This window comes from Glycomyces lechevalierae (genome assembly GCF_027622945.1).
GTDB lineage: Bacteria > Actinomycetota > Actinomycetes > Mycobacteriales > Micromonosporaceae > Glycomyces > Glycomyces rutgersensis.
Genome location: NZ_JAPZVQ010000008.1, coordinates 6,413 through 30,192 on the forward strand (window position 1 = coordinate 6,413; position 23,780 = coordinate 30,192).

Annotated in this window: 21 protein-coding genes; 13 read left to right on the plus strand and 8 right to left on the minus strand. The window is 71.7% G+C overall.

What is annotated here, in order from left to right:
* Positions 1-187: 187 nt before the first annotated feature.
* Positions 188-1,465: a nucleotide sugar dehydrogenase gene (locus O2L01_RS13990; protein WP_270122569.1), complete on the minus strand. Its 1,278-nt coding sequence runs from the start codon at positions 1,463-1,465 to the stop codon at positions 188-190.
* Positions 1,466-1,802: 337 nt separating this feature from the next.
* Here O2L01_RS13990 and O2L01_RS13995 point away from each other — a divergent pair, with 337 nt between their 5' ends.
* Entirely contained in the window at positions 1,803-2,984 is a 1,182-nt protein-coding gene (locus O2L01_RS13995) for a glycosyltransferase family 2 protein (protein ID WP_270122570.1), read from the plus strand.
* On the opposite strand, the gene O2L01_RS14000 is transcribed toward O2L01_RS13995, so the two are convergent.
* Complete coding sequence (locus O2L01_RS14000) at positions 2,901-4,349, minus strand: glycosyltransferase family 2 protein (protein WP_270122572.1); 1,449 nt, start codon at positions 4,347-4,349, stop codon at positions 2,901-2,903. The genes O2L01_RS13995 and O2L01_RS14000 overlap by 84 nt on opposite strands.
* Positions 4,350-4,351: 2 nt before the next feature.
* The gene (locus O2L01_RS14005) at positions 4,352-5,845 is read right to left on the minus strand and encodes a glycosyltransferase family 2 protein (RefSeq protein ID WP_270122573.1); all 1,494 of its coding nucleotides are present in this window, start codon (positions 5,843-5,845) and stop codon (positions 4,352-4,354) included.
* A gap of 163 nt (positions 5,846-6,008) precedes the next feature.
* Between O2L01_RS14005 and O2L01_RS14010 the strand changes: the two genes are divergently transcribed.
* The 5 genes from O2L01_RS14010 (at position 6,009) to O2L01_RS14030 (ending at position 12,552) form a co-directional block, all read left to right on the plus strand.
* Positions 6,009-8,663 (plus strand): glycosyltransferase, encoded by a 2,655-nt coding sequence (locus tag O2L01_RS14010; protein ID WP_270122574.1) that lies wholly within the window; start codon positions 6,009-6,011, stop codon positions 8,661-8,663.
* 13 nt (positions 8,664-8,676) lie between these two features.
* Positions 8,677-9,009 (plus strand): hypothetical protein, encoded by a 333-nt coding sequence (locus tag O2L01_RS14015; RefSeq protein WP_270122575.1) that lies wholly within the window; start codon positions 8,677-8,679, stop codon positions 9,007-9,009.
* A gap of 116 nt (positions 9,010-9,125) precedes the next feature.
* Complete coding sequence (locus O2L01_RS14020; RefSeq protein ID WP_270122576.1) at positions 9,126-9,980, plus strand: ABC transporter ATP-binding protein; 855 nt, start codon at positions 9,126-9,128, stop codon at positions 9,978-9,980.
* Positions 9,977-11,974, plus strand: coding sequence for a CDP-alcohol phosphatidyltransferase family protein (locus tag O2L01_RS14025; protein WP_270122578.1), 1,998 nt, complete (start codon positions 9,977-9,979; stop codon positions 11,972-11,974). The genes O2L01_RS14020 and O2L01_RS14025 overlap by 4 nt, the downstream gene beginning before the upstream one ends.
* Positions 11,975-12,105: 131 nt before the next feature.
* The gene (locus O2L01_RS14030; RefSeq protein WP_270122579.1) at positions 12,106-12,552 is read left to right on the plus strand and encodes a hypothetical protein; all 447 of its coding nucleotides are present in this window, start codon (positions 12,106-12,108) and stop codon (positions 12,550-12,552) included.
* Positions 12,553-12,585: 33 nt separating this feature from the next.
* Here O2L01_RS14030 and O2L01_RS14035 read toward each other — a convergent pair whose 3' ends face one another.
* Complete coding sequence (locus O2L01_RS14035) at positions 12,586-13,506, minus strand: polysaccharide deacetylase family protein (RefSeq protein ID WP_270122580.1); 921 nt, start codon at positions 13,504-13,506, stop codon at positions 12,586-12,588.
* Positions 13,507-13,557: 51 nt separating this feature from the next.
* On the opposite strand from O2L01_RS14035, the gene O2L01_RS14040 reads away from it, so the two are divergent.
* Together O2L01_RS14040 and O2L01_RS14045 are read left to right on the plus strand one after the other, a co-directional pair.
* A complete protein-coding gene (locus O2L01_RS14040) occupies positions 13,558-14,157 on the plus strand; it encodes a UbiX family flavin prenyltransferase (protein WP_270122581.1) in 600 nt (199 codons plus the stop codon).
* Positions 14,158-14,159: 2 nt separating this feature from the next.
* On the plus strand, positions 14,160-14,411 hold the full coding sequence (locus tag O2L01_RS14045; RefSeq protein ID WP_270122582.1) for a hypothetical protein: 252 nt from the start codon (positions 14,160-14,162) through the stop codon (positions 14,409-14,411).
* Positions 14,412-14,529: 118 nt separating this feature from the next.
* On the opposite strand, the gene O2L01_RS14050 is transcribed toward O2L01_RS14045, so the two are convergent.
* Positions 14,530-15,924 (minus strand): UDP-glucose dehydrogenase family protein, encoded by a 1,395-nt coding sequence (locus tag O2L01_RS14050; RefSeq protein WP_270122583.1) that lies wholly within the window; start codon positions 15,922-15,924, stop codon positions 14,530-14,532.
* Between the two features lie 258 nt (positions 15,925-16,182).
* Between O2L01_RS14050 and O2L01_RS14055 the strand changes: the two genes are divergently transcribed.
* On the plus strand, positions 16,183-17,349 hold the full coding sequence (locus O2L01_RS14055; RefSeq protein WP_270122584.1) for an acyl-CoA dehydrogenase family protein: 1,167 nt from the start codon (positions 16,183-16,185) through the stop codon (positions 17,347-17,349).
* A 101-nt stretch (positions 17,350-17,450) separates the two neighbouring features.
* Complete coding sequence (locus O2L01_RS14060) at positions 17,451-17,984, plus strand: hypothetical protein (protein WP_270122585.1); 534 nt, start codon at positions 17,451-17,453, stop codon at positions 17,982-17,984.
* Positions 17,985-18,038: 54 nt separating this feature from the next.
* Here the strand turns inward: O2L01_RS14060 and O2L01_RS14065 are convergent, their stop codons facing one another.
* Positions 18,039-18,941 (minus strand): sulfite exporter TauE/SafE family protein, encoded by a 903-nt coding sequence (locus tag O2L01_RS14065; RefSeq protein WP_270122586.1) that lies wholly within the window; start codon positions 18,939-18,941, stop codon positions 18,039-18,041.
* Between the two features lie 377 nt (positions 18,942-19,318).
* Between O2L01_RS14065 and mdh the strand changes: the two genes are divergently transcribed.
* From mdh to O2L01_RS14080, 3 genes are all read left to right on the plus strand, one after another.
* Entirely contained in the window at positions 19,319-20,269 is a 951-nt protein-coding gene (gene mdh / locus O2L01_RS14070) for a malate dehydrogenase (protein ID WP_270122587.1), read from the plus strand.
* Between the two features lie 123 nt (positions 20,270-20,392).
* Positions 20,393-21,127, plus strand: coding sequence for a phosphatase PAP2 family protein (locus O2L01_RS14075; protein ID WP_270122589.1), 735 nt, complete (start codon positions 20,393-20,395; stop codon positions 21,125-21,127).
* A gap of 36 nt (positions 21,128-21,163) precedes the next feature.
* Positions 21,164-22,402 (plus strand): APC family permease, encoded by a 1,239-nt coding sequence (locus O2L01_RS14080; protein WP_270122590.1) that lies wholly within the window; start codon positions 21,164-21,166, stop codon positions 22,400-22,402.
* A 6-nt stretch (positions 22,403-22,408) separates the two neighbouring features.
* Here the strand turns inward: O2L01_RS14080 and O2L01_RS14085 are convergent, their stop codons facing one another.
* Both O2L01_RS14085 and O2L01_RS14090 read right to left on the minus strand, forming a co-directional pair.
* On the minus strand, positions 22,409-22,798 hold the full coding sequence (locus O2L01_RS14085) for a DUF3263 domain-containing protein (RefSeq protein WP_270122591.1): 390 nt from the start codon (positions 22,796-22,798) through the stop codon (positions 22,409-22,411).
* Positions 22,799-22,843: 45 nt separating this feature from the next.
* Positions 22,844-23,629, minus strand: a complete 786-nt coding sequence (locus O2L01_RS14090) for an HAD-IIA family hydrolase (RefSeq protein WP_208496955.1) — start codon at positions 23,627-23,629, stop codon at positions 22,844-22,846.
* Between the last annotated feature and the right edge of the window lie 151 nt (positions 23,630-23,780).

Sequence of the window (23,780 nt, forward strand, 5' to 3'; positions counted from 1 at the left end):
CGCCCCCACACCCCCCCCCGGGCGCCCCCGCCCCGCGCGGGGGCGGCCGCGGCGGCGCTCTCACTCTTTCGAGTGACACTTCCATTAACGACGGTAAGAACCGGGGTTTGCTGTCGGACCCCGGCGAGAGACTTGGCCTGGGGTCGCCCCCCTGGGAGGGCGGGGGCTGCCCTCGGGCGGCCGGGCCCTAGAGCGTCTCGACGCCCGCGACGCCCCGCAGCGCACCCCGGGTGTCCAGCACCGGCACGCCCGCCGGGAGCGATTCCGGCCGGTACTCGGCGTGGTTGGTGAGCAGCACGATCAGGTCCGCCTTCGCGGTCGCGAGGTCGGTGACGCGCTCGACCTGCTGCGGGCCCACGCTCCAGACCGGCACGTGCGGGTCGTGGTATGCCAGCTCCGCGCCCGCCGCGATGAGCTTGCGCGCCACCGGCGTCGAGGGCGACTCGCGCTGGTCGGCGATGTCGGGCTTGTAGGTGACCCCGAGCAGCAGCACCCGGGCGCGCGACAGCGCGATCCCGGCCGCGTTCAGCCGCGCCATCGCCCGCGTCACCACGTACTCGGGCATCCGGTTGTTGATCTCCTGCGCGAGCTCCACGAACCGGAACGGGTACCCGAGCGTGCGCACCTTGTACGACAGGTAGTTCGGGTCGATCGGGATGCAGTGCCCGCCGACGCCCGGCCCCGGATAGAACGCCTGGTACCCGAACGGCTTGGTCTTCGCGAGGTTGATCGCGTCCCAGAGGTCCACGCCGAGCTCCTGGCAGAACACCGCCATCTCGTTGACGAGCGCGATGTTCACGTGCCGGTACGTGTTCTCGAGCAGCTTCGCCATCTCCGCCTCGCGCGGGCCCTTGGCCTCGACGATGGTGTCGATGAACCGCGAGTACATCGCCTTCGCGACGGCCGTGCACGCCGGGGTGAGGCCGCCGACCACCTTGGGGGTGTTGACGATCCCGTACACCGGGTTGCCCGGGTCGACGCGCTCGGGCGAGAACGCGAGGTGGAAGTCGACGCCGGGTTCGAGCCCGGACTCCTCGCGGAGGATCGGGGCGACGACCTCTTCGGTCGTGCCCGGGTACGTGGTGGACTCCAGGACCACGAGCGTGCCGGGCCGCAGGTGCTTCCCGGCGGCGTGCGACGCGCCGATGACCGCCGCGAGGTCGGGGCCGCCGGCCTCGCCGAGCGGGGTCGGCACGCAGATGACGATCGCCTTGGCGCGCGCCTGCACCGACGCGTCCGTGGAGGCGCTGTACCCGCCGCGGAGCATCGTGTCGAGGTCGGCGTCGGAGACGTCGTCGATGTGGCTGGACCCGGCGTTGAGCGCGTCGGTCACCCGCTGCGAGCGGTCGAGGCCCACCACGGTGAGGCCCTTGGCGATCGCCGCCTGGGCCAGCGGCAGGCCGACGTACCCTTGGCCGACGACGACCAGGTCGATCGGGCGCGCTGCTTCGTCAACAGTTGCCACAGTGGAGTCCTTTGCGATTCAGAGGCGAGTCAGGGGTGCCTGGGCCAACATTACCAATAGCGAACAACGCAACGCTGGCCAGGGAAGACGTCGTTCCCTGTAGGTCATTCGTTCATATCGGCGACACCTTTCGTCAAGCCGTTCGCAGCCTCGTCGGATTGTTCACCTTGCGATTGAAAAGAGTTCACCATTCTTCGGCTCGCGACACGAATCAAGAATGGCCCTCGTATTCACAGTGAAAATCCGCCGTTTACATGCGCTGATGCCCTATCTGCGACGTGATCCCGGTCCTATTCACCGGGCAATGCGAGTGTGCGCTTGGGGCTACTATCGACACATGCCCGCTCTGAGCATTGTCATCCCCGTCTTCGAGGCCGAGGAATACCTCCCCGGTTGTCTCGACACCGTCGTCGACGGCGGCACCGGTGTGTACAACGCAGACGAGCTCGAGATCGTCGTCGTCGACGACTGCTCGCCCGACGGCTCCCGCGCCGTCGCCGAGCGCTACGCCGAACTCGACGGCCGCGTCAAGGTCTTCACGACCCCCGCGAACGCCGGCTCCGGCCCGGCCCGCAACTACGGTCTCGCCCAAGCGAAGGGCGACTACGTGTGGTTCGTCGACGCCGACGACGAGCTCAAGCCCGGCGCGGTCGAGCGGGTCCTCGCCGCCATCGCCGGGCCCCGCCCGCCGGACGTCGTCCTCGTCCAGCATGAGAAGCGCCGCGACACCGGCTTCATCGAGACCGGCGAGCTCCCCGAGCTCGCCGCGCACTGCCCGGCCGACCCGAGCGGCTTCACGCTCGCCGAATGGCCCCGCATCGTCGACTACACGCACACCCCGTGGACGAAGGTCTCGCGCCGCGACTTCCTGAACGGCACCGGACTCGGCTTCCCCACCGGCTGGTACACCGACATCCCGTGGACCTACGCGCTGCTGCGCCGCGCCGAGCGGATCGCGGTCGTCGTCGAATGCTGCTACCAGTGGCGCCAGCGCGCCGGGTCCTCGATCACCCGCACCCGCGACGACCGCCACTTCGACGTGTTCACCCAGTGGCAGCGCACCTGGGACGATTTCGAGGACGTGGACGACGCGGGCATCCGCGTAGCCCTGTTCAACCACATGGTCTGGCACCTGCTGCTCGTCATCGGCAACACCGAGCGGGTCGAGCCGAAGAAGCGCCGCGAGTTCTTCCGCCGCACCTCGGAGCTGTACCGCCGCTACCACCCGGGTCCGGACGCGTGGCAGCCCGCCGAGGGCGTGACGGGCCTGAAGCAGCGGCTGCTCGCCGCCCGCGCGTACGTGGGCTATGAGGCGTTCCGGCAGGTGTACCGGCTTGCCAAGCGGGTCAACCGGAACGGGCCGCAGCGGCCGGTGCCGGTGCCCGAGCCGACGGCTTCCGAAGTGGAGGCGTCGTCGGCGAACGGCTCGGTGGGTTCAGCGGTCCAGCACGCGGCGGAGGAGGCCCCGGGCTTTCCCGCGCAGCCCACGCTGCCCGCCCCGCGCGTCACCGGTTCCTGATCCCGCACCGTTCGCGCCGAACGCTTCGGCGTGCCGGCCGGAGACGCGTGCGCTGCCCCAGACGGCGTCGATGTCGACCCCGAGGCGGGCGGCCCTGGCGGCGGCGGCGGTGCGTTCGAGGCGCAGGACGCCTTCGGGGGTCGCGACTTCGAGCAGGCCGAGCCGGTGCCGGTTGGCGTACTCGACGAGCGCCGCGATGGAGTCCGGGCCGAGCTCGGCGGCGGCGGGGACGCGGATCACATACGGCACCTTGGGGTCCGGTTCGTGGGCGTCGGTGAACGCGACCCGGGGTTCGCCCCGGAACGCCTCGAGGAGCAGCCGTGCCCGGAGGGCCGGGTCGTCGAGGGCGGCGTGGCGGCCGGTGTGCGGTGCGGGCCAGTCGCCGGTGAGCGTGACGCGGACATCGGGGGCCGTACCCGCCAGGATCATGTCGACAGTGGACTCGAGTTCGGGTGCGGGGGCCTTGCCGGCGTCGATGACGACGTCCGCGAGCGGCGTCTCCCAGATCCGGGTGGCCCTGGGGCGCTTGCGGTCGAGCTCGGGGACGCGGTTCGCGATGCGCGGCCGCCGGTAGGCCTTCGCGAGCTCGCCGCGTTCGGCGATCTGGCGCGGTCCGAGATGCCACGCCGAGGACTGGTCGTCCGGCACGAACACCGCGCCGGCCTGGTGCAGCCGGTACCCGAAGACCGTGTCGGAGCCGAGCAGCACGTCCGCGTCCATGCCGCCCGAGGCGTCGAACAGGCTGCGGTGCACGGAGAACGATGCGCCGACGAGGACCCGGAACGCCCGGTGGTCCGCTTGGCGCAGCCCCGCGGTGGCGTCGATGATCTGCTCGATCCACTGCGGCTCAGCGCGCTCGGCGTCGAACAGCTCCGCGGCCTTCCCCGCCCGCACGGCCTCGAACACGTCCGCCGGGTCGAGATCGCCCGCCCGGTAGTCCACGAACCGCTTGTGGCCGAGGACCGCGAGGTAGTCGGCGGCATGGTGCCAGCGCAGCTGGGCGGCCACGTGGTCGTCGAACACGAGCATGTCCGCGTCGAGGCGCAGGATCACGTCGCCGTCGCTCTGGGCGGCACCGGAGTTCGTGGCGTGCGCGGAGGCCCAGCCGCCGGGCAGGGGCGCCACGATCCGCGTCGACTCGGGCCTGATCTCCGGGAGCCGCAGGGCCGGCTCGGAGCCGTCGTCGACGACGACGACCTCCATGAGACCGGCCGGATACGTCTGGGCGGCAAGGGACGCGAGGGTCGCGTCGAGCTTGTCCTGCTGGCCGTACGCGGGAATGACGACGCTGACGCTGAGCCGGGGCGGCGCGTCGGGCCGTTCGAGCGGCCCGTAGTCGTTGCCGCGCAGCACGGGAGCGGCCACGGTCACCGCCGCAGGAGGGCGCGCAGGCGCGCGCGCTGGCGGGCGTCGAAGAACCGGCGGGCGAAGCGCCGGGCGGCGTCGGGCGGGCCGGGCTCGTACACGGTGGATTCGGGTTCGCGGGCCGCGAGCCCGGTGTACTGGGCGGCGCCCCAGATCCCGGCGACGACCTGGTCGAGCCCGCCGCCGTCGGTGATGTGGCGGGCGCGCGCGAAGGCCGCCGTGCGTTCGAGGCGCGCGGGCGGCGCGTCCGGCAGGGGAGCGAGGAGCAGGCCCGCGTCGGACCGTTCGATGCTCGCTATGAGTTTCGCGACACTGTTGGGCCGCAACGGGACCGGCTTCGGCAGGACGAGCCGGTAGGGGACGACCGGGTCGGGCGCGGGCGCCTCGGCCGCGATCCGGACGCGCGGTTCGCAGTCGTAGGCCTCTTCGACCAGGCGCAGTTGCGCGCCGTCCCCGGCGAGGATCGACGCCCGGTCCTGCGGGGCGGGGCCCTGCCCGGTGACGAGCGTGATCCGGGCGTCCTGGCCCGCGAGCACCGGTGCGACGCAGGCGTCCACGTCGGCGGCCGTCGCGTCCTTGACGTCGATCACGATGTCGACCAGCGGGACCCGCCACGCGCGCGGCGGCGCGGTGCGCCGCATCCCGTGCAGGGGAACGCGCTGCGCGATATAGGGGACGCGCTGGTGGCGGCCCTCGTCCCACTTCTGCAGCATCTGCGGCATGCCCAGATGCCAAGCGGAGGACGTGGTCTCGGGGACGAACACGGCCCCGGCCTGCGCGAGCCGGTACGCGAACTCGGTGTCCGAGCCGAGCCGCAGATCGGTGTCGAGCCCCCCGGCGGTCTTGAAGAAGTCGCGGTGCACGGAGTTGGTGGCGCCCACGAACACCCGGAAGATCCCCGGGTGGTGCTGCACGAGCCCGCCCGTGTCCGCGATGACGTTCTCGATCCAGTGCGGCTTCGAGTCCTCCACGGCGAACAGCGCGTCGGCCTCGCCCGCGAGCACCTTCTCGTGCACCTGCTCGGGCGTGAACCGGCCCGGTTCCCAAGCCACGAAACGCTTGTGGCCCAGCACGGCGAGGTAGTCGGCCGCATGGTGCCAGCGCATCTGCGCCTCCACGTGGTCGCGGAAGGCGAGCATGTCGGCGTCGAGCCGCAGCACGACCTGCCCGTCCGCGTGGTTCACGCCGGTGTTCACCGCGTGCGCCGAACCCCAAGACTCACTTGTGGTCACGACCAGTCGCGTGTGCTCCGGCCGCAGTTCCGGCAGCCGCAGCGGCGGGCGCGAATTGTCGTCGACGACGACGACTTCCATGAGGCCGGCCGGATAGGACTGCGCGGCGAGGGCCGCCAATGCGAGATCCAGTTCGTCCTGGCCGCCATAGGCCGGGACGACCACACTCACCGCGAGACTCGGCGTCCAATCACCCGAGGTGGGCGGGTGCAGGGCCTTATAGTCGTTGCGGACGATGCGCGGGCGTTTCGGTGAGTCGCTCATTTCCCGACCACGATATCCCGGCGCCATTCGCGGGGAATGACCGGCTTCCCAGTTCAGCATCTGTTTACGCGAGTGAGGAGCATTGTTCGCACTCAATTCAGTTCTATTGCCTTTGGTTACGCGAAGATCTGGGCGGAATGCAACGTGGAGATGAACGGACGAGATGAACCCAGCTGATGAGACCGCACGCTATCCGGGACGACTCACCGATGATCTCCTGGTGCGCGCGGGCGAGCGGGCCCCCGGCACCATGGCCGCGACCGCGCTGCGCACCCGCTCGCCCGGCGCCCGCCACCTGCTCGCACGCGCCGCCACCCGCCGCCTCGACCTGCCCTCCCTGATCGACGCCGCCCACCACCGCGATGCGTTCCCCGCGAGAGAACTCGAGGTGAACCCGGCGGCGCTGGCGTCACTCGCGCGGGTGATCGGCCTCCAGACGGGGAGTGAACAGGACCGGCGGGACGCGTTGGCGCTCTTCGACCTCGCGCTGGACGCGGGCGGGGTGCGGCGGGTGAGCCCGCGGGAGGCGGCCGTCCACGTGCAGCTCGCGTACGTCCTCGGCGACCTGGGCCGGACCCGGAGTCTGCTGCGCCGCTACGGAAGGCACCTGCCCGCGTTGGAGCGGGGCGCGCTCGTCGCGGACCTCGCGCACCCGGACGCGGGGGGCGACGAGCTGGCGTGGATCAAGCGGCTCGGCGCGCTCGCGGGCCATCGGGAGCTGCGGCTCGGTCCGGCCTCGGCCGACGGCGAACTGCTGCCGTGGTTCGACCGGCTGCGGGCCGCGCCGGGCCGGCGGGTCCAGTCCGGGCCGCGGATCTCCGTGGTGGTGACGGCGTACCGGCCGGACCGGGCCCTGCTCACGGCGGTCCGCTCGCTCCTCGACGGCGAGTGGACGAACCTCGAAGTCCTCGTGGTGGACGACGCCTCCGGGCCCGACTACGCGGCGGTCCTCGACGCGGTCGCCGCGTTGGACGAGCAGCGGGTGCGGGTGATCCGCCGGGGTCTGAACGGGGGCACGTTCGCGGCGCGCAACACCGCGTTCGACGCGCTCACGGGGGATTTCGTGACGGGCCTGGACTCGGACGACTGGGCGGTCCCCGGGCGGCTCGCGCGTTCCGTCGCGCCGCTGCTCGACGACCCGGGCCTGCAGTTGACGTACGGGGAGGCGTTCCTGTGCAACGAGGACCTGACGGTGACCCGCCCGGGCCGGGTCCTCACCACCGTGTCGACCGCCTCGATGATGTTCCGCCGCAGCGTGCTCGACCGGCTCGGCTACTACGACGAGATCCGCAAGGGCGCGGACACCGAGTTCCTGCACCGGGTCTCGGCCGCGTTCGGCGACGGCGCGGTCCGCCGCCTCCACGGCGTCCGCGACACGATCATGCGCCAGGCGCCCGGCTCGCTCTCCCGCGACGAGTTCGGTCCCGGCTGGAAGCACCCCGCGCGCCGCGCCTACCAGTCCTCGTACCCGCTGTGGCACGACGAGATCCGCGCCGGCGCCGACCCGTACCTGCCGAGATCCCCGGCCCGGCGGCCGTTCTGGGCCCCGTACCACGCGGCGGTCGCCCGCGCCGACCAGCGCCGCCGCCACTTCGACGTCGTGTTCTGCCTCGACTGGCGGCCCTTCGGCGGCCCGCAGAAGTCCATGATCGAAGAGATCAAGGCGCTCAAGGCCGCCGGGATGAACGTCGCGGTCATGCACCTGGAGTCGTGGCGGCACATGACCGTCGACGACCGGCCGATGTGCGAGCAGTTCCAGCGGCTCGTCAACGACGGCATCGGCGGAGCCGACGGCGGCACCGGCGGCACCGACGATGGCACCGGCGGAGCCGACGATGGCACCGGCGGAGCCGACGATGGCAGAGTGGAGCAGGTCCTCGTCACCGACGACGTCGCATGCGACCTGCTCGTCCTGCGGTACCCGCCGATCCTGCAGTTCCGCTCCGGCGAGCGCTCGAACGTGCGCCCCGAGCGGATGATCGTGCTCGCCAACCAGGCCCCGCACGAACGCGACGGCTCCGACACCCGGTACGTCCCGGACGCCTGTCACGCCAACGCGATCGACATGTTCGGCGTCGCCCCCCTGTGGGTCCCGCAGGGCCCGCAGGTGCGCGAGGCGCTCGCGGGCCTGACCGCGACCCGCCTGGCGGACTTCGACATGCCCGGGATCATCGACACCGCGGACATCGCGCCCGCCCGCACCGGATTCCGGTCCGTCATGCCCGTCGTCGGGCGGCACTCGCGCGACGACCGCACGAAGTGGCCCGCCGCGGCGGACCTGCCGCTCATCTACCCGGGCGACGGCCGCTGGGACGTGCGGATCATGGGCGGCGCCGGGTCGGTAGCCCGCATCACCGGCGAGGACCCGCCGGCGGCGTGGACCTGCTACGGCTTCGACGAGACCGACGTCGAGTCGTTCCTGTACCAGCTCGACTTCTGGATCTACTTCCCGCACCCGAGCCAGTACGAGGCGTTCGGGCGGGCGATCCTCGAAGCGCTCGCCGCCGGGTGCGCGGTCGTCCTCCCGCACCGGTTCGAGCCGACGTTCGGCGACGCCGCCCTCTACTGCGAACCATCCGAAGTGGCCGGTGTGGTGGACGGGCTGTACGCCGACCCCGACCGGTTCCTCGCCCGCAGCGCCCTCGCCCAGCGGCGGGTGCGCGAGCGGTTCAGCCACGACTCCTACCGCCGGCTCGTGGCGGACCTGCTGGACGGCGCCGCAGGCGACGCCCCCGGGCCCGCCCCGGCGGTCGGCGCTCCGGCCGCCCGGCCCGAGCCCGCCGAAACCCCCGCCGTCCGAAGTCCCGTCGCCAGATGAGGGTGCGCCTCCCATGAAGCAGAAGCTCAAAGCCGTCTACGTCCGGCTCGGCAGGCCCTCGCCGCTGCGCCTGGCGGTGGCCGCCTGGTGCGCGTGCGCCGTCGTCCTCCTCGCCGTCGGCCTCTTCGGCGGCCCGCGCCTGGTGTGGGCCGTCTCATTGCTGATGAGCCTGGTCACGTTGGGGGCGTTGGGCCTCGTGTGGAACGAGAGCCGCCAGACCCGGCTCGAGGCCCGCGCCTCGGCCGAGCGGTCCGAGGTCACGCTGCGCCGCATCCTGGCCGCGTTCGAGGTCGAACGCCTGGCAGCGGAGCGGCGCGGCGCCGCCGCCGGCGACCGCGCGGCCTGAACCGGGCCCCGCGGCCCGGCATGAGGAAGGTCTCCGATCTGCCGCGAGCTGCCGAAAACCGCCGGGCGGTACTATGGGCGCGCTGTGTCAACCACCTGTCCGGGAGGGCCGCCCCCATGGAAGAGCCGATCATTCAGGCTCGTGACCTCGGGATCTGCTTCGCGAAAGGCAAGCAGAAGAAAGGCCGGGTCAAAGACCTGTTCGTCAGGCGCGCCGCCAACCAGAAGGGCGTCGCGGCGCAGGACTTCTGGCCGCTGCGCCACGTCAACTTCGACATCTTCCCGGGCGACGCCGTCGGCATCATCGGCCGCAACGGCACCGGCAAGTCCACGCTGCTGCGCCTGATCACCGGCGTGCTCATCCCCGACGAGGGGTACGTGCGCCGCGAAGGCCGCGTGGCCCCCCTCATCGCGCTCTCCGCGGGCTTCTCGGGCGACCTCACCGGCCGCGAGAACGTCAACCTCGTGGGCGCGCTGCACGGCATGACCAACAAGGAGATCAAGGCCAAGTACGACGAGATCGTCGAGTTCTCCGAACTCGAGGACTTCATGGACACGCCCTTGAAGCACTACTCCTCCGGCATGAAGGTGCGCCTCGGCTTCGGCGTCATCACCCAGCTGCCGCACCCGATCCTCCTCGTCGACGAGGCCCTCGCGGTCGGCGACGCCGCGTTCAAGCGCAAATGCCAGGCCGTCATCGCCGGACTCCTCAAAGAGGGCCGCACCCTCGTGTTCGTCTCCCACTCCGAAGGCGACCTGAAGAAGTACTGCAAGCGCGGCATCTTCCTCGACGCCGGCACGCTCGAGACCGACGGCACCGTCGAAGAAGCCCTCGACGCGTACAAGGCCGCCGAGAAGCGCGACGCCGACGCCAAGGCCGCCAGGAAGAAGCGCCAGGAGGCGGCGAAGGCCGCCGCGGAGCAGGCCGCCGCTCCGGCCGTCGTCCCGGGAGCGGTCGAGGCGGCCACGTGAGCCGAGCCGTCATCCTGCCGGCTCCGGGCGGCCACGCCGAGATCACCGAAGACACCACGGTCCTCGACCGGCTCATCGCGCAGATCCGCGAAGCCGGATGCGACGACGTCACCGTGCTCACCCGGCCCGGGACGGACCGGCCCGTGAAGGCCGCCCAGCTCGAGTCCGCCGACGCGAACGCCGACCTGCGCCACCTCGGCGACCTCGCGTTCGCCGGCGGCGGCGCGCTCTTCGTGGCCTGCGCCGACCTCGTGGCCTCCCAGACCACCGTCGCCGCCGTCCTCTCCGACTCCTCGCGCCGCTCCGGCGTGCTCGTCGGCGGCGACGACCCGACCGCGGCCCCCGTCAACGTCGAACGCGGCCTCGTCACCGGGCCCGGCCCGGGCCCCGTCCGCCTCGGCGGCCTCCTCAAGGTCTCCGCGGCCCACCTCGCCCGGCTGCGCCGGCACTGGCCGCGCCGCGCCAGTGCTCCCGACGGCACCGGCGACGCGTTCGCGTCCATGCTCGCCGCGCTGCACGCCCGCGCCATCCCCGTCAACGCGTACCGGACCGCCGGGCTCGAGCACCGCCAGGTCGACAACCCCGACGAGGCCCGCGAGACCATCGCGGCCTTCGAAGCGGTCGACATGGACGCGTGGCGGCTCAAGAACGCCATCAAGCACGACGACGACTTCTTCGCGACGTACGCGGTCTCGACCTGGACGCCGAAACTCGTGAAGCTCGCCGCGCGCCTGGGCTGGACCCCGACGCCGATCACGTGGGTGTCCATCGCCCTCGCCGTCGGCGCGGCCGCGATCTTCGCGACCGGCTGGTCATGGTGGTACCTGGCGGCGGCCGCGCTCATGTACTTCAGCTTCGTGTTCGACTGCGTCGACGGGCAGCTCGCCCGGTACACGCAGAACTTCTCCTCGTTCGGCGGCTGGCTCGACATGATGGCCGACCGCTCCAAGGAGTTCCTCATCTACGCCGGCCTCGCCGCCGGCGCCGTCGCGGGCGGCGCGGGCGCGCCCGCCGCGTGGGGGCTCGCGATCGCCGCCATGGCGACCCAGACGATCCGGCACACCGCCGACACCTGGTACGCGGTCCTCCTCGACACGGCCGTCGTCCGCCAGGCCCGGATGCGCGAATCCGCCCCTCCCGTGGGCCGCGCCGCCCACCTCGGCCGCCGCCTCGGCTCCGCGTCCGAGCAGGTCATGGGCGCGCACCGCACCCCGCTGTACTGGGCGAAGCGCACCATCGTCGCCCCCGTGGGCGAGCGCTGGCTGCTCCTCGCCGTCGCGGCCGTGGCCTTCGGGCCGCAGATCGCGATCACCGCGCTGCTCGTGTGGCAGCTCCTCGCGCTCGGCTACACGACCGCCGGCCGCACCCTCCGCTCGCTCGCCGCGCGCACGGCGGCCCTGCGCCGCCCGGACCGCTCCGCGCACCGCGACGACGGGCCCCTCGGGAAGCTCGTGCCGCGCAGCCCCGTCGGCGGGGACATGACGCCGTTCGCCGCGACCGCCGCCGCCGTCCTCGCCTCCGGCGCGGCCGTCCTCGCGGCCGCGCTCGGCACGCCGCCGTGGGTGCCGTTCGGCCTCGCCGGGCTCGCGATCGTCCTCGCCGCCTCCGTCGCCCGCACCGACCACGAGGGCCTGCTCGACTGGTTCATCCCGGCCGGGCTGCGCGCCGTCGAACTCGGCGCGATCGCCGCCGCCGGGATCGCCGCCGGCGTGTCCTGGCCGGTGCTGTACACCCTCTTGACGGTGATCGCCCTGTACTTCTACGACCTCGCCGCCGGACTCGACAAGGCCGCCTCGCCGGTGGCCCGCCGGGACCTCGGCCTCGGCTGGCCCGCCCGCAGCATCATCGCGATCGCGGCCGCCGCGATCGCCGTGGCCACCGAACCTTCAGTGGCCACTGTGGTCTACGGGGTGCTCGCGGTCTACGTCGCCGGCGTGTTCGTCGGCGCCGTCGTCACCGGCACGATCCGCGCCGCCCGCGAAGCCGCCGCCTGACCCCCGAACCCCCGCCGCCCCAACGCCACCCGGCCCAAAAGGCCCGTCATGCTTGACCGCCAAGCGAACTCGTTCGGGTTACATGCCCCGACAGGCGAGCGCCGCTGGTGTCCCACGACTAAGGTGTACCTGTGCGCAAGTTCCGGCTCTCGCGTCTGGTGCTCGCCGCGACCGTGATCGGGGTGGCGGGTCTCTTCTCGCTGCCCGCGATTCTCGGCGACGCGGCGGCGGACGGGAACGCGGCCGGCGACCCCTCCGCGATTTCCCATGTGGACTGGATCAACGCCGACGAGACCTACCCGGGCCCGTCCGGTTCCCCCGCGCCGAGCCCCAGCTACGACGGCGACGGCACCTCCGACACCGACGGCCACGACACGGACGGGGACGGCACGCCCGACCCGTCGAACGGCGGCGGCGCCAGCCCCGAGTCGGGGCCGAGGGACTCCGGGTCCGGCGGCGGCGACGGCGGCCTCCTCGACCTCGCCTTCCCCGTGCAGGCCGGCATGAGCGTCGGGCTCATCGCCCTCGCGTTCCTCGCGCTCCTGCCGGGCCGGAAGATGCCCGCCGGCCTCCGCTGACCGGAGGCCGGCCGAAGCGCGACCCTTCGGTGCTCAGAGCGCGGTGTAGACGTAGCCGCGCCGCGTGAACTCCGCGAAGATCGACTTGAGCGCCCCGCACATGTCCTTCTGGTTCGACGCGCCGTCGTGCAGGAGCACGATCGCGCCCTCCTCGCTGCGGTCGAGCACCCGGTCGCGGATCTGCGCCTCCGTGGTCGCGTTGTCCCAGTCCGACGGGTCCACGCTCCAGTGCAGGGACTCCATGCCCATCTCGGCGGCCACGGCGATCGCCCGGTCGGTCCACTGCCCGCCCGGGTGCCGGAAGTACGCGATCTCGGCGCCCGGCGCGGCCTTGAGGATCGCGTCGTTCGTGCGCTGCAGGTTCGCGCGGATCTCCGCCTCGCTCCACTTGCCGAGGTCGAACTCGTGGAACCACGAGTGGTTGCACAGCGTGTGGCCCTCGCGGACGATGTCCGCCACCAGCTCCGGGTACGCCTCCGCGTACGCGCCGATCAGGCAGAACGTGGCCTTGACGCCCTGGTCGCGCAGCATGTCGAGGACCTTCGGCGTCCACTCGGGGGACGGCCCGTCGTCGAAGGTCAGCGCCACCGTGGTGTCCCCGGTGTGGTTGCGCGTCCCCAGCGGCCCGTCGTACGTGTTCGCGGCCTGCTCGGCCGGCGGCGGGGCCGGCGACGCGGGCGCGGGCGGCGAGGCCGGCGTGGGTTCCGGACTCGGATCCGGCTGCTCGGGAGTGGACGGTTCGGGCGACGCCGCGGGCGTGCTCGGGGCCTCGGGCGAACCCGTGTCCCCGGCCTCGTCCTCGCCCTCGCTCGGGGGCGCGGACGTCCCCGAGGCGTTAGGCTCGGTCGCGGCCGTCGTCGCGCTCGCAGGAGGCTCCGCGCCCTCGGGCCAGAGCCAGGCGAGTACGAGAAGCGCGGCGGCGGCAGCCGCGATGCCCAGATTGTGGCGGACCATGCCGTGATTGTAAGTGCGCTGGGCCACAATTCGAGGAAACCTGGAGGGTACATGCGACTCGTCGTCGGCATCACCGGAGCGACAGGCGCGATCTTCGGCGTCCGGATCCTCGAAGCCCTCCGCGAACTCGACGGCGTCGAGACCCACCTCGTCATGAGCCGCTGGGCCCGCACCACCCTCCGCCTCGAGACGCCGTACACGCCCGCCGACGTCACCGCGCTCGCCGACCACGCGTGGGGGCCGGGGGAGCAGGCCGCGCCGATCTCCTCCGGGTCGTTCCGCACGGACGGGATGATCATCGCGCCGTGCTCGATGAAGACCGTCGCGGCGGTGCGCACCGGTTACACGGAGGGCCTGATCGGACGGGCCGCGGACGTGACGCTCAAGGAGCGGCGCCGGCTCGTGCTGCTCGCCCGCGAGAGCCCGCTCTCGGAGATCCACCTGGAGAACCTGCTGGCGCTCTCGCGCATGGGCGCGGTCGTGCTTCCTCCGGTGCCCGCCTTCTACAACAAGCCTGAGACGATCGACGACATCGTCGACCACGTGGTCGCGCGGACGCTCGACCAGTTCGGGCTCGAGTACTCGCGCGCGCGCCGCTGGGACGGCCTGCAAGGCTTGGACGCGGAAAGCACCGGCGCGGAGGAGGAGTAGCGGTGGACACGCTGATGTGGGAGGCCAAGGCCGCCGAGGGGCGCGGGGCCGAACTGCTCCGCTGGGTGCTCGACGAAGGCGTGCGCGCCTTCGCCGACCCCGGGGTGCGCATTGAGGTGTTCATCGCCGGCGAGCGCGTCGTCGTGATCGCCGTGGGCGACCACCCGCCCCGCCGCCTCCCCGACCCGCCTGAGGAACTCATCGACCGCCCCCCGCACGCCTGGCCCTTCACGAGAGTCAACCTCGCGCCGTGAACGACGAACCGCCCGGCGCGTCGTGCGCGCCGGGCGGTTCGGGGAATTCGCGTCTCAGAGTTTAACAGCGGAGCCTGGCAGCAGAGCCTAACGGCGGAGCCTGGCCGCAGTGCGGCGTCTAGCGGCCGATGCCCTGGTACGACCAGCCGTGCTTGCGCCACTGCTCCGGGTCGAAGGCGTTCATGCCGTCGAGGATGCGCCGCTCGGCGACCTGCCGGCCCAGGGCCTCGGGGTCGAGCGTGCGGAACTCCTCCCACGGCACCATCGCGCACACGACGTCGGCGTCCGCGACCGCCTCGGCGAGGGTCTTCACGAAGCTCAGCTCGGGCGCGTACGCCTTCGCGTTCTCCAGGCCCTCGGGGTCGTACACGACGACGTCGGCGCGCGCCGAGCGCAGCCGCCGCGCGATGTCGAGTGCGGGCGAGTCGCGGATGTCGTCGGTGTCGGGCTTGAACGTCGCGCCCAGGTAGGCGATGCGCACGCCCGAGAGGTCCGGGCCGTTCGGGCCCGAGGTGCGCCCGGCCAGGTCGGCCACGGCCCGCACGGTGTGCGTGCGGCGGCGCGTGTTCACGGAGTCGACCTCGTCGAGGAACCGGAACGACTCGCCCACGCCGAGTTCGCCGGCGCGCGCGGAGAGCGCCCGGATGTCCTTGGGCAGGCAGCCGCCGCCGAAGCCGATGCCGGCGCGCAGGAACCTGTTGCCGATGCGCTGGTCGTAGCCGATCGCGCGGGCCAGGTCGACGACGTCGGCGCCGGCGGCCTCGCTCAGGTCGGCCATGGCGTTGATGAAGGAGATCTTGGTGGCCAGGAACGCGTTCGCGGCGACTTTCACGAGCTCGGCGGTCGCCAGGTCGGTCTCGACGACGGGGACCTCGCGGTCCTCGACGGCGGCGAGCTCGAGGATGCCGCGGTGGACGTCCTTGAGGAGCTGGGAGGCCCACTCGGACTGGGAGGCGTAGACGATCCGGTTGGGGCGCAGGACGTCGTGCATCGCATTCGACTCCTGCAGGAACTCCGGGCTCCAGCCGACCTCGACCCCGAGTCCTTCGGGGGCGTGGCGGTCGACGAGCTCCTGGACCCACTGCGCGGTGCCGACGGGCACGGTGGACTTGCCGACGATGAGGACCTTGCGGCTCAGGTGCTTCGAGAGGTTGACGACGGCCGTCTCGATGTAGGAGAGGTCCGCGCCGTGCTCGCCCTTGCGCTGGGGGGTGCCGACGCAGATGAAGTGGACGTCGGCGAAGTCGGCGACGGCCTGGACGTCGGTGGTGAACCGCAGGCGCCCGGATTCGAGGTTCTTCTTCAGCAGCTCGGGCAGGCCCGGCTCATGCATCGGGAGGACCCCGGTGTTGAAGGACTCGATCTTGGCGGCGTCGACGTCGAATCCGACCACCTCGTAGCCCAGCTCCGCGAAGCAGATCGCGTAAGTCGCCCCGAGGTACCCGCACCCCAGGAAGGAGATGCGGGGCCGGGTGGTGGTGTTCTGCGAGGGAGGCTGGATCGCGTTGACCATCTGGTGCCTTGTCTGTTCGTTCGGCAGGCGTGCCCGGTGGGGGCGGCGCCCGTGCGTGGGATCCGTGCGCGGCGACCTCGAATTGTACGTGAATGCGACTTTGGCCTGCGCAGTCGTATATTCAGCTTCACGCATGAACTTCGTCCTAAGTTGCGGCGAAGCCGTGAGAAATTCGCGGTGGCGGGCGTCACCGGTCGCGTCCACCGTGGGTTACACTCGGCCTGTCTTACTGACGAGTAACAACCGCGGGAGCCACTGATGTCCACCGGGTTCAGCCCCTACCAGTTGCCAGAAGAGTACGCCGACATCCGCTCGGCCACCCGGGAAGTCTGCGACACGGGTGTCGCCCCGCACGCCGCCGAGGCCGACGCGGCCGCGACCTTCCCGAAGCGCTCGTACGAGGCGCTCAAGTCCGCTGACCTGCACGCCCCGCACATCCCGGCGGAGTACGGCGGGGCGGGCGTCGACGCGCTCGGCACCGCGATCGTCATCGAAGAGGTCGCGCGCGCGTGCGCCTCGTCCTCGCTCATCCCCGCGGTCAACAAGCTCGGCTCGCTCCCGCTGCTCCTCGACGCCTCGGAGGAGCTCAAGCGCCGCTACCTGCCGCCCGTGGCGGCCGGGGACGCGATGTTCTCGTACTGCCTCTCCGAGCCCGAGGCCGGCTCGGACGCCGCCTCGATGACCACCCGCGCCGTCAAGGACGGCGACGGATGGGTGCTCGACGGCGTCAAGCGCTGGATCACCAACGCGGGCGTGAGCGAGTTCTACACGGTCTTCGCCGTCACCGAGCCCGGCGCGGGCGCCAAGGGCATCTCCGCGTTCGTGGTCGAGAAGGGCGACGCCGGCGTCTCCTTCGGCAAGCCCGAGAAGAAGCTCGGCATCAAGGGCTCCCCGACCGCCGAGGTCTACCTCGACTCGGTGCGCTTGCCCGCCGACCGCCTCATCGGCAGAGCGGGCCAAGGGTTCTCGCTCGCCATGCGCACCCTCGACCACACCCGCGTCACCATCGCCGCGCAGGCCCTCGGCATCGCCCAGGGCGCGCTCGACGCCGCGACCGCGTACGCCGCCGAGCGCGAGCAGTTCGGCAAGCCGATCGCCGCGTTCCAGGGCGTCCAGTTCATCCTCGCGGACGCGGCCATGAAGATCAGCGCCGCAAGGGAACTCACCTACGCGGCCGCCGCCCGCTCCGAACGCGGCGACGCCGACCTCACCTACTTCGGCGCCGCCGCCAAGTGCTTCGCCTCCGACGCGGCCATGCAGATCACCACGGACATGGTCCAAGTCCTCGGCGGCTACGGCTACACCCAGGACTTCCCTCTCGAACGCATGATGCGCGACGCCAAGATCACCCAGATCTACGAAGGCACCAACCAGGTGCAGCGCATCGTCATCGCCCGGGAGCTCCAGCGCGGCAAGGCGTTCTAGGCGGCGAGCACCGAGCGGCCCGAACCGTTCACCGGTTCGGGCCTTTTCTGTCATGTTGCGGGGCTTCCGAATAGGACGTCCCTTCGCTTATGATTTCGGGCATGAGTGAACCTCTGCACCATGCCCCCCGCCGTCGCAAGATCGCCGCGGTGGCGCTCGCCCTGCTCACCGCTGCAGGGCTCCTGGCGTCCGCGCCGGGCGCCGCCCAGGCCCGGGACGCTGCCGACCACTGCGTCGTCAACCTCAGCACCGGCGAGACCACTTGCGCCGCAACCCAGTCCCTGGCGCTCGCCGCGGACGCGGCCGCCGCCGAGGACGTCGGCATCATGTCCGTCACCCTCATCACCCTGTACGACCGCACCAACTACGACCCGGCCGGAGGCACCCGGTCCTTCGTCGCCGACGGCAGCTACACCTGCTCCGCCGCGTACTCGCCCGTCGAGTTCAGCGTCGACCACCTCGACGCGGCCAACTGGAACAACCGCGCGAGCTCCGTGCACACCTACCGCTCGTGCGACATCAAGCTGTGGGACACCGTGACCCTCTCGGGCGCGTCCTCCACCTGGATCGACAACCTCGCCAACCTCGACACGATCGGCTGGAACAACCGCGCCGGCTCGTACCAGATCAGCTGACCTGGGAATGAGAACGCCCGGACCGCGACGGTCCGGGCGTCTTTCGTTGCGCGGCTACGCTTCGGCCTCCACCGGGGCGGGAGCGGTGGCCGCTTCCCGTTGGGCCGCTGTGCGTTTCGGAGCGATCAGGACGAGGGCCCAGACGGCCGCGAGCGCCAGGTAGAGGCCCGTGACCACCGGCCACGGCACATCGAAGTTCCCCAGCAGGGTGCGCAGGTTCAGCGCCACGACGAGCATGCCGATCGTCGAACCGAGCTTCGCCGTGGGGATCTTGCGGGTCAGCCACGCCGCGAGCGGGGCGGCGGCCATGCCGCCGACCGCCATGCCGACCACGACCGGCCACAGCACCGTCAGCGTGTCCGGCACCGCCATCCAGAAGCCGAGCACGGCCGCCGTCGACGCGAACACCTGCGCGGTCGAGACCGAGCCGACCACGCGGTGGGGCTCCAGCCGCGACGTCGTCAACGTGATCGGCATCGTCACCGGACCCCAGCCGCCGCCGCCCACGGCCGCGAGGAAACCGCCGACCAGGCCCGTCGGGATCGCGAACCCGCCGCGGATCGGGCCGTGGCCCGCGCCGGCGCCTTTCACGAAGCGCCACACGATGACCGCGCCGAGCGCGATGAGGATCGCGCTCGTCACCGGCGTCGCCGCGTCCAGGCGCGTCAGGGACGCCAGCGCCCAGGCGCCGGCGAAGCCGCCGACCGCGCCGGGTATGCCGAGTTTCAGGGTGGTCGGCCAGTGGACGTTCTGCAGCCTGTGGTGCGAGGCGGCGCTCACCGCGCCGGTCGCGATCGTCGCCACGTTCACCGAGGCGGAGGCGACGGCCGGGGCGATGCCCAGGCCCAGCAGGAAGGTCATGGTGATGGTGCCGAAGCCCATGCCGAGGCTGCCGTCGACGAGCTGGGCGACGAAGCCCGCGGCGACGGAGGAGAGGATGGTGGTCGCGAACAGCACGCGCGGCTCCCTCGGGTACGGATGGCCTCTGAATAGTCCACTACATCAATCGGACAAGTCAACGAGTGCCCACGCTTCGGGACCGCGAAGCGGGACGGATATGCGACACCACGCGGGTTCCCGTCCGTCCCGCCATCATCCCCCGGCGCGGCCACCCCGGGCGCCGCACAGCCCGGCCGATCGCATTTGGAGGCCTCCGCCACCCGGTCAGGGGCCGGTCGCACCCTCCGAGACGAGGGTCATAGCGTGGACGAACAGACCTGGTTACTCTCGTGTAGCCCAACATTCACCTGGTACGCCACGGCGACGCACGCGCCGCCGCAACAACCCGAGGGCCTGCGAACCGCACAGGCAGCCTTAATGCAGAGGAGCATTCGATGGGTAAGAAAGTCACGGTCGTCGGCGCCGGATTCTACGGCTCCACCACCGCCCAGCGCCTGGCCGAGTACGACGTCTTCGACGAGGTCGTCCTCACCGACATCGTCGACGGCAAGCCCGAGGGCATCGCCCTCGACATGAACCAGTCCCGCACCATCGAGGGCTTCGAGACCAAGGTCGTCGGCGCGACCACCGACAACGACGGCAACGGGTACGAGAAGACCGCCGGCTCCGACGTCATCGTCATCACCGCGGGCCTGCCGCGCAAGCCCGGCATGAGCCGCATGGACCTCCTCGAGGTCAACGCCAAGATCGTCCGCGGCGTCACCGAGAACCTGGTCAAGCACTCCCCGAACGCCGTCATCATCGTCGTCTCGAACCCGCTCGACGAGATGACCGCGCTCGCGCAGCTCGCCTCCGGGTTCCCCAAGAACCGCGTTCTCGGCCAGGCCGGCATGCTCGACACCGCCCGGTTCACGAACTTCGTGGCCGAGGAGCTGCAGGTCCCCGTCAAGTCCGTCACGACCCTGACGCTCGGCTCGCACGGCGACACCATGGTCCCCGTCCCCAGCCAGTCCTCTGTGGACGGCAAGCCGCTCGCGGACCTCCTCCCCGCCGACAAGGTCGAAGAACTCGTCACCAAGACCCGCAACGGCGGCGCCGAGATCGTGGCCCTCCTCAAGACCGGCTCCGCGTACTACGCGCCGTCCGCCGCCGCCGCCCGCATGGCCAAGGCCGTCGCCGAGGACTCCGGCGCCGTCATGCCCGTCTGCGCCTGGGTCGACGGCGAATACGGCATCTCCGGCGTCTACCTCGGCGTCAACGCCAAGATCGGCGCCGAAGGCGTCAAGGAGGTCGTCGAGACCCCCCTGACCGACGACGAGCTCGCCAACCTCAAGGAAGCCGCCGAAGCCGTGCGCACCAAGCAGGCCGACGTCGCCGGACTGTAACCCGCGCTTCCCGAAAGATTCAGGCACCGTTCAGGGGCGCCCGCCCGGGCGCCCCTGCGGCGTATCCGGCCGCACCCCCATATCCGATTCGCCGGGCCCGTGCCGGTCGCTAGGCTTACGCCCGTGATCGCCGCAGACCAGCGCCGCACCGACGCCTGGCGGCCCTTCGTGCTGAAGCGGCCGCGCTCATGGGTACCCGAGATCGTCCTCGCCGTCGCGTTCGCGGCCCTCACCATCCCGCTCGCCTGGCCGAGCCCGCTGGTCGACCTCGACATCTGGATCCGCGACTTCTCCGACGCCCACCGCCCCGAATGGGCGTACCTCCTCGCCGTGCAGACCAACCGCCTCGGGCAGGGCGGCCTCCTCGGCGGCATCGCCCTCGGCATCGCGGCCATCATCGCCTGGCGCGGCCGCAACGTGCGACCCCTCATCGCGTTCCTCGTCGCCTACGGCATGGCCGGGGCCGTACTCGTCCTCAAGTACACGCTGCCGCGCGTCTACCCCCACTGGCCGCGCCCCGAACCGGGCCCGTACGCCGAAGCCGCGCAGGCCGTGCTGTTCACCTCGCTCGACCCGTCCGGCGCGTACCCCTCGGGGCACGTGCTCAACACGATCATCTGGTACGGGTTCATCGTCCTCCTCATCGGCGCGCACATGCGGCGCTGGCAGCGCGGGCTGGTCCGGCTGGCGCCGCCGGTGATCGTCATGTTCTCGACGACGTACGTGAGCTTCCACTGGTTCTCGGATACCCCGGGCGGGCTCGTGCTCGGGCTCCTCATCCTCCGCACGGTCCAACGCATCCCATGGGACACAGTGGTACTGCCGATCTGGCTCGAGCCTGACCGGCGCTATCGCTAGCCGGTTCGCGTAATACGGGCACGGTATCTTCGACCCATGCCCACACCGCCGCGCGAGCGGCCGACACTGCAGCGCCGCCTCGGACTCCCCTCAGCCATCACGATCGGTCTCGCGTCGATGCTCGGCGCGGGCGTCTTCGCGGTCTGGGCCCCCGCCGCGCGCGCCGCCGGGTCCGGGCCGGGCCTGCTCGCCGCCCTTGCGGTCGCGGGCGTGGTCGCCTACTGCAACGCGAACTCCTCGGCGCGGCTCGCGGCGCTCTATCCGCAGGCGGGCGGGGCGTACGTGTACGGGACGCGGCGGCTGCACCCGGCGGCCGGGTTCGCGGCCGGGTGGGCGTTCGTGGTCGGCAAGACCGCTTCGGCCGCGGCGATGGCGCTGACGCTCGGCGCGTACCTGCTGCCGGACCATCCGCGGGCGCTCGCGGCGGCGGCCGTGACCGCGTTCTGCGCCATCAACCTCTTGGGCGTCAAGAAGACCGCCGCGGCTTCGGCCGTGTTCGCCGCGACGACGCTCGCGGTGCTCGCCGCCGTCGTCGTCGCCGGGTTCACGGGGCCCGTGGCCGCGCAGCCGCTCGGCGGCACGCACCCGTGGGGCGTGCTCACCGCCGCCGGGTTCCTGTTCTTCGCGTTCGCCGGGTACGCCCGGATCGCGACCCTCGGCGAAGAGGTCAAGGACCCTGAGCGGACGATTCCCCGCGCGATCCCGATCGCCCTGGGGATCGCCTTCGCCGTGTACCTGCTCGTCGCCGTCACCGTCTTGAGCGTCCTCGGCGCGGGCACGCTCGCCACGTCGACCGCGCCGCTCGCGGACCTCGCCGGGGCCAGCGCGCCGGCACTCAAGCCGGTGGTCGCGATCGGCGCGGGCGTCGCCGTCGCGGGCGTGCTGCTGAGCCTGCTCGCCGGGATCGGCCGCACCACGCTGGCGATGGCCCGGGACCGGCGGCTCCCGGGCGGACTCGCGGCGGTGTCGGAGCGGTTCGGGGTGCCGTGGGCGGCCGAGGTCGCGGCGAGCGTCCTCGTCCTGATTCTGGTGTCCACACTGGACTTGTCGGGGGCGATCGGCTTCTCGAGCTTCTGCGTGCTCGTCTACTACGGGGTCGCGAACGCCTCGGCCGTGACCCTCGAGCGGCGCGCCGTGATCCCGTGGCTCGGGCTCGTCGGCTGCCTCCTCGTCGCCGCGAGCCTGCCGCTGCACTCCGTCCTCGGCGGCTTGGCCGTCTTCGCCGTCGGCGCGGGCTGGTACGCCCTCACCGAACGCCGCGCCCGCCGAGCCTGAGCCCGGTCAGCGCTCGGCGCGCCGCTGATCCCGGGCGGCCCTGAGCCGCCGCACCACCGCCGGCTGCTCCGCGGCCGCCTCCGGGTGGTCGATGAGCCGCGCCAGATGCTGGTAGTACCGCTCGGGGGTGAGCTCGAGCTCGTCGCTGATCGCCTGCGTCTTCGCGCCCGACGCCCGCCACCAGCGGGCCTCGAACGCGAGCAGCCGCGACTCCAGCGCGCTCAGCTTCGACTCGGGACCGCGCGGTTCCCGTTGCGGGGCAGGCTGCTTCGGGGGCGCCTCCCGTGCCGGACGGGAGGTCTCCTCCCCGCGCGCCGGCCGCGGCGCGGGCAGCAGTTCCTCACCGCCCTGGCGTGCACGGGATGCGGACTGGGCGGGGCGTTGGCCGGGAGGCATGGGGCGGCTCCTCGTGAACGTGCGGCGCCGCGAGCGGTGCCGTGACTACTCGATCCAGTCGATCAGGTCCGCCACCGAATCCTTGACGTGGTTCGGTCGGAAGGGGTAGCGCTCGACTTCTTCCATAGTGTCAGTGACCCCCGACAAAACGAGGACCGTCTCGAGCCCGGCCTCGAGGCCCGACAGCACGTCGGTGTCCATGCGGTCGCCGATCATCACCGTCGTCTCCGAGTGGGCCCCGATGCGGCGCAACGCGTTCCGCATCATCAGAGGGTTGGGCTTCCCCGGGAAGTACGCCTCGGAACCCGTCGCGGCAGTGATCATCGCCGCAACCGCGCCCACACCGAGCATCAGGCCCTCCGGGCTCGGCCCGGTCGTGTCCGGGTTGGTGCAGATCAACCGCGACCCCGACTTGACCAGCCGCACCGCCGTCGTGAGCGCCCCGAAGTCGTACCGCCGGGTCTCACCGAGCACCACGTAGTCCGGCCGGTAGTCGGTGAGCACGTACCCGATCTCGTGCAGCGCCGTCGTCAGGCCCGCCTCGCCGATCACGTACGCCGAGCCCTTGGGCCGCTGCGACTGCAGGAAGTCCGCCGTCGCCATCGCCGAGGTGTAGATCGACTCGACCGGCACCTGCAGCCCGGAGTTCTTCAGCCGCACATGCAGGTCGCGCGGGGTGTAGATCGAGTTGTTGGTCAGGACGAGGAACCGCTTCCCCGCCGTCTGCAACTTCTCGATGAGCTTGTTGGCGCCGGGAACCGGCACGCCCTCGTGGACGAGCACGCCGTCCATGTCCGAGAGCCAGCTGTCGAAGGGTCCAGGTGTAGTCATGCTCAACATCTTGCCATCGCTCGGAGAAAACGACGAGGACCGGACGTAAAGTGGTGCCCGTGGAGACGGCATTGACGGCCGTGCTCGTCATCGCCGCAGGCGCCATGGCGGGCGCACTCGGCTACTGGACCATTCGAACCGCGAGGAACAA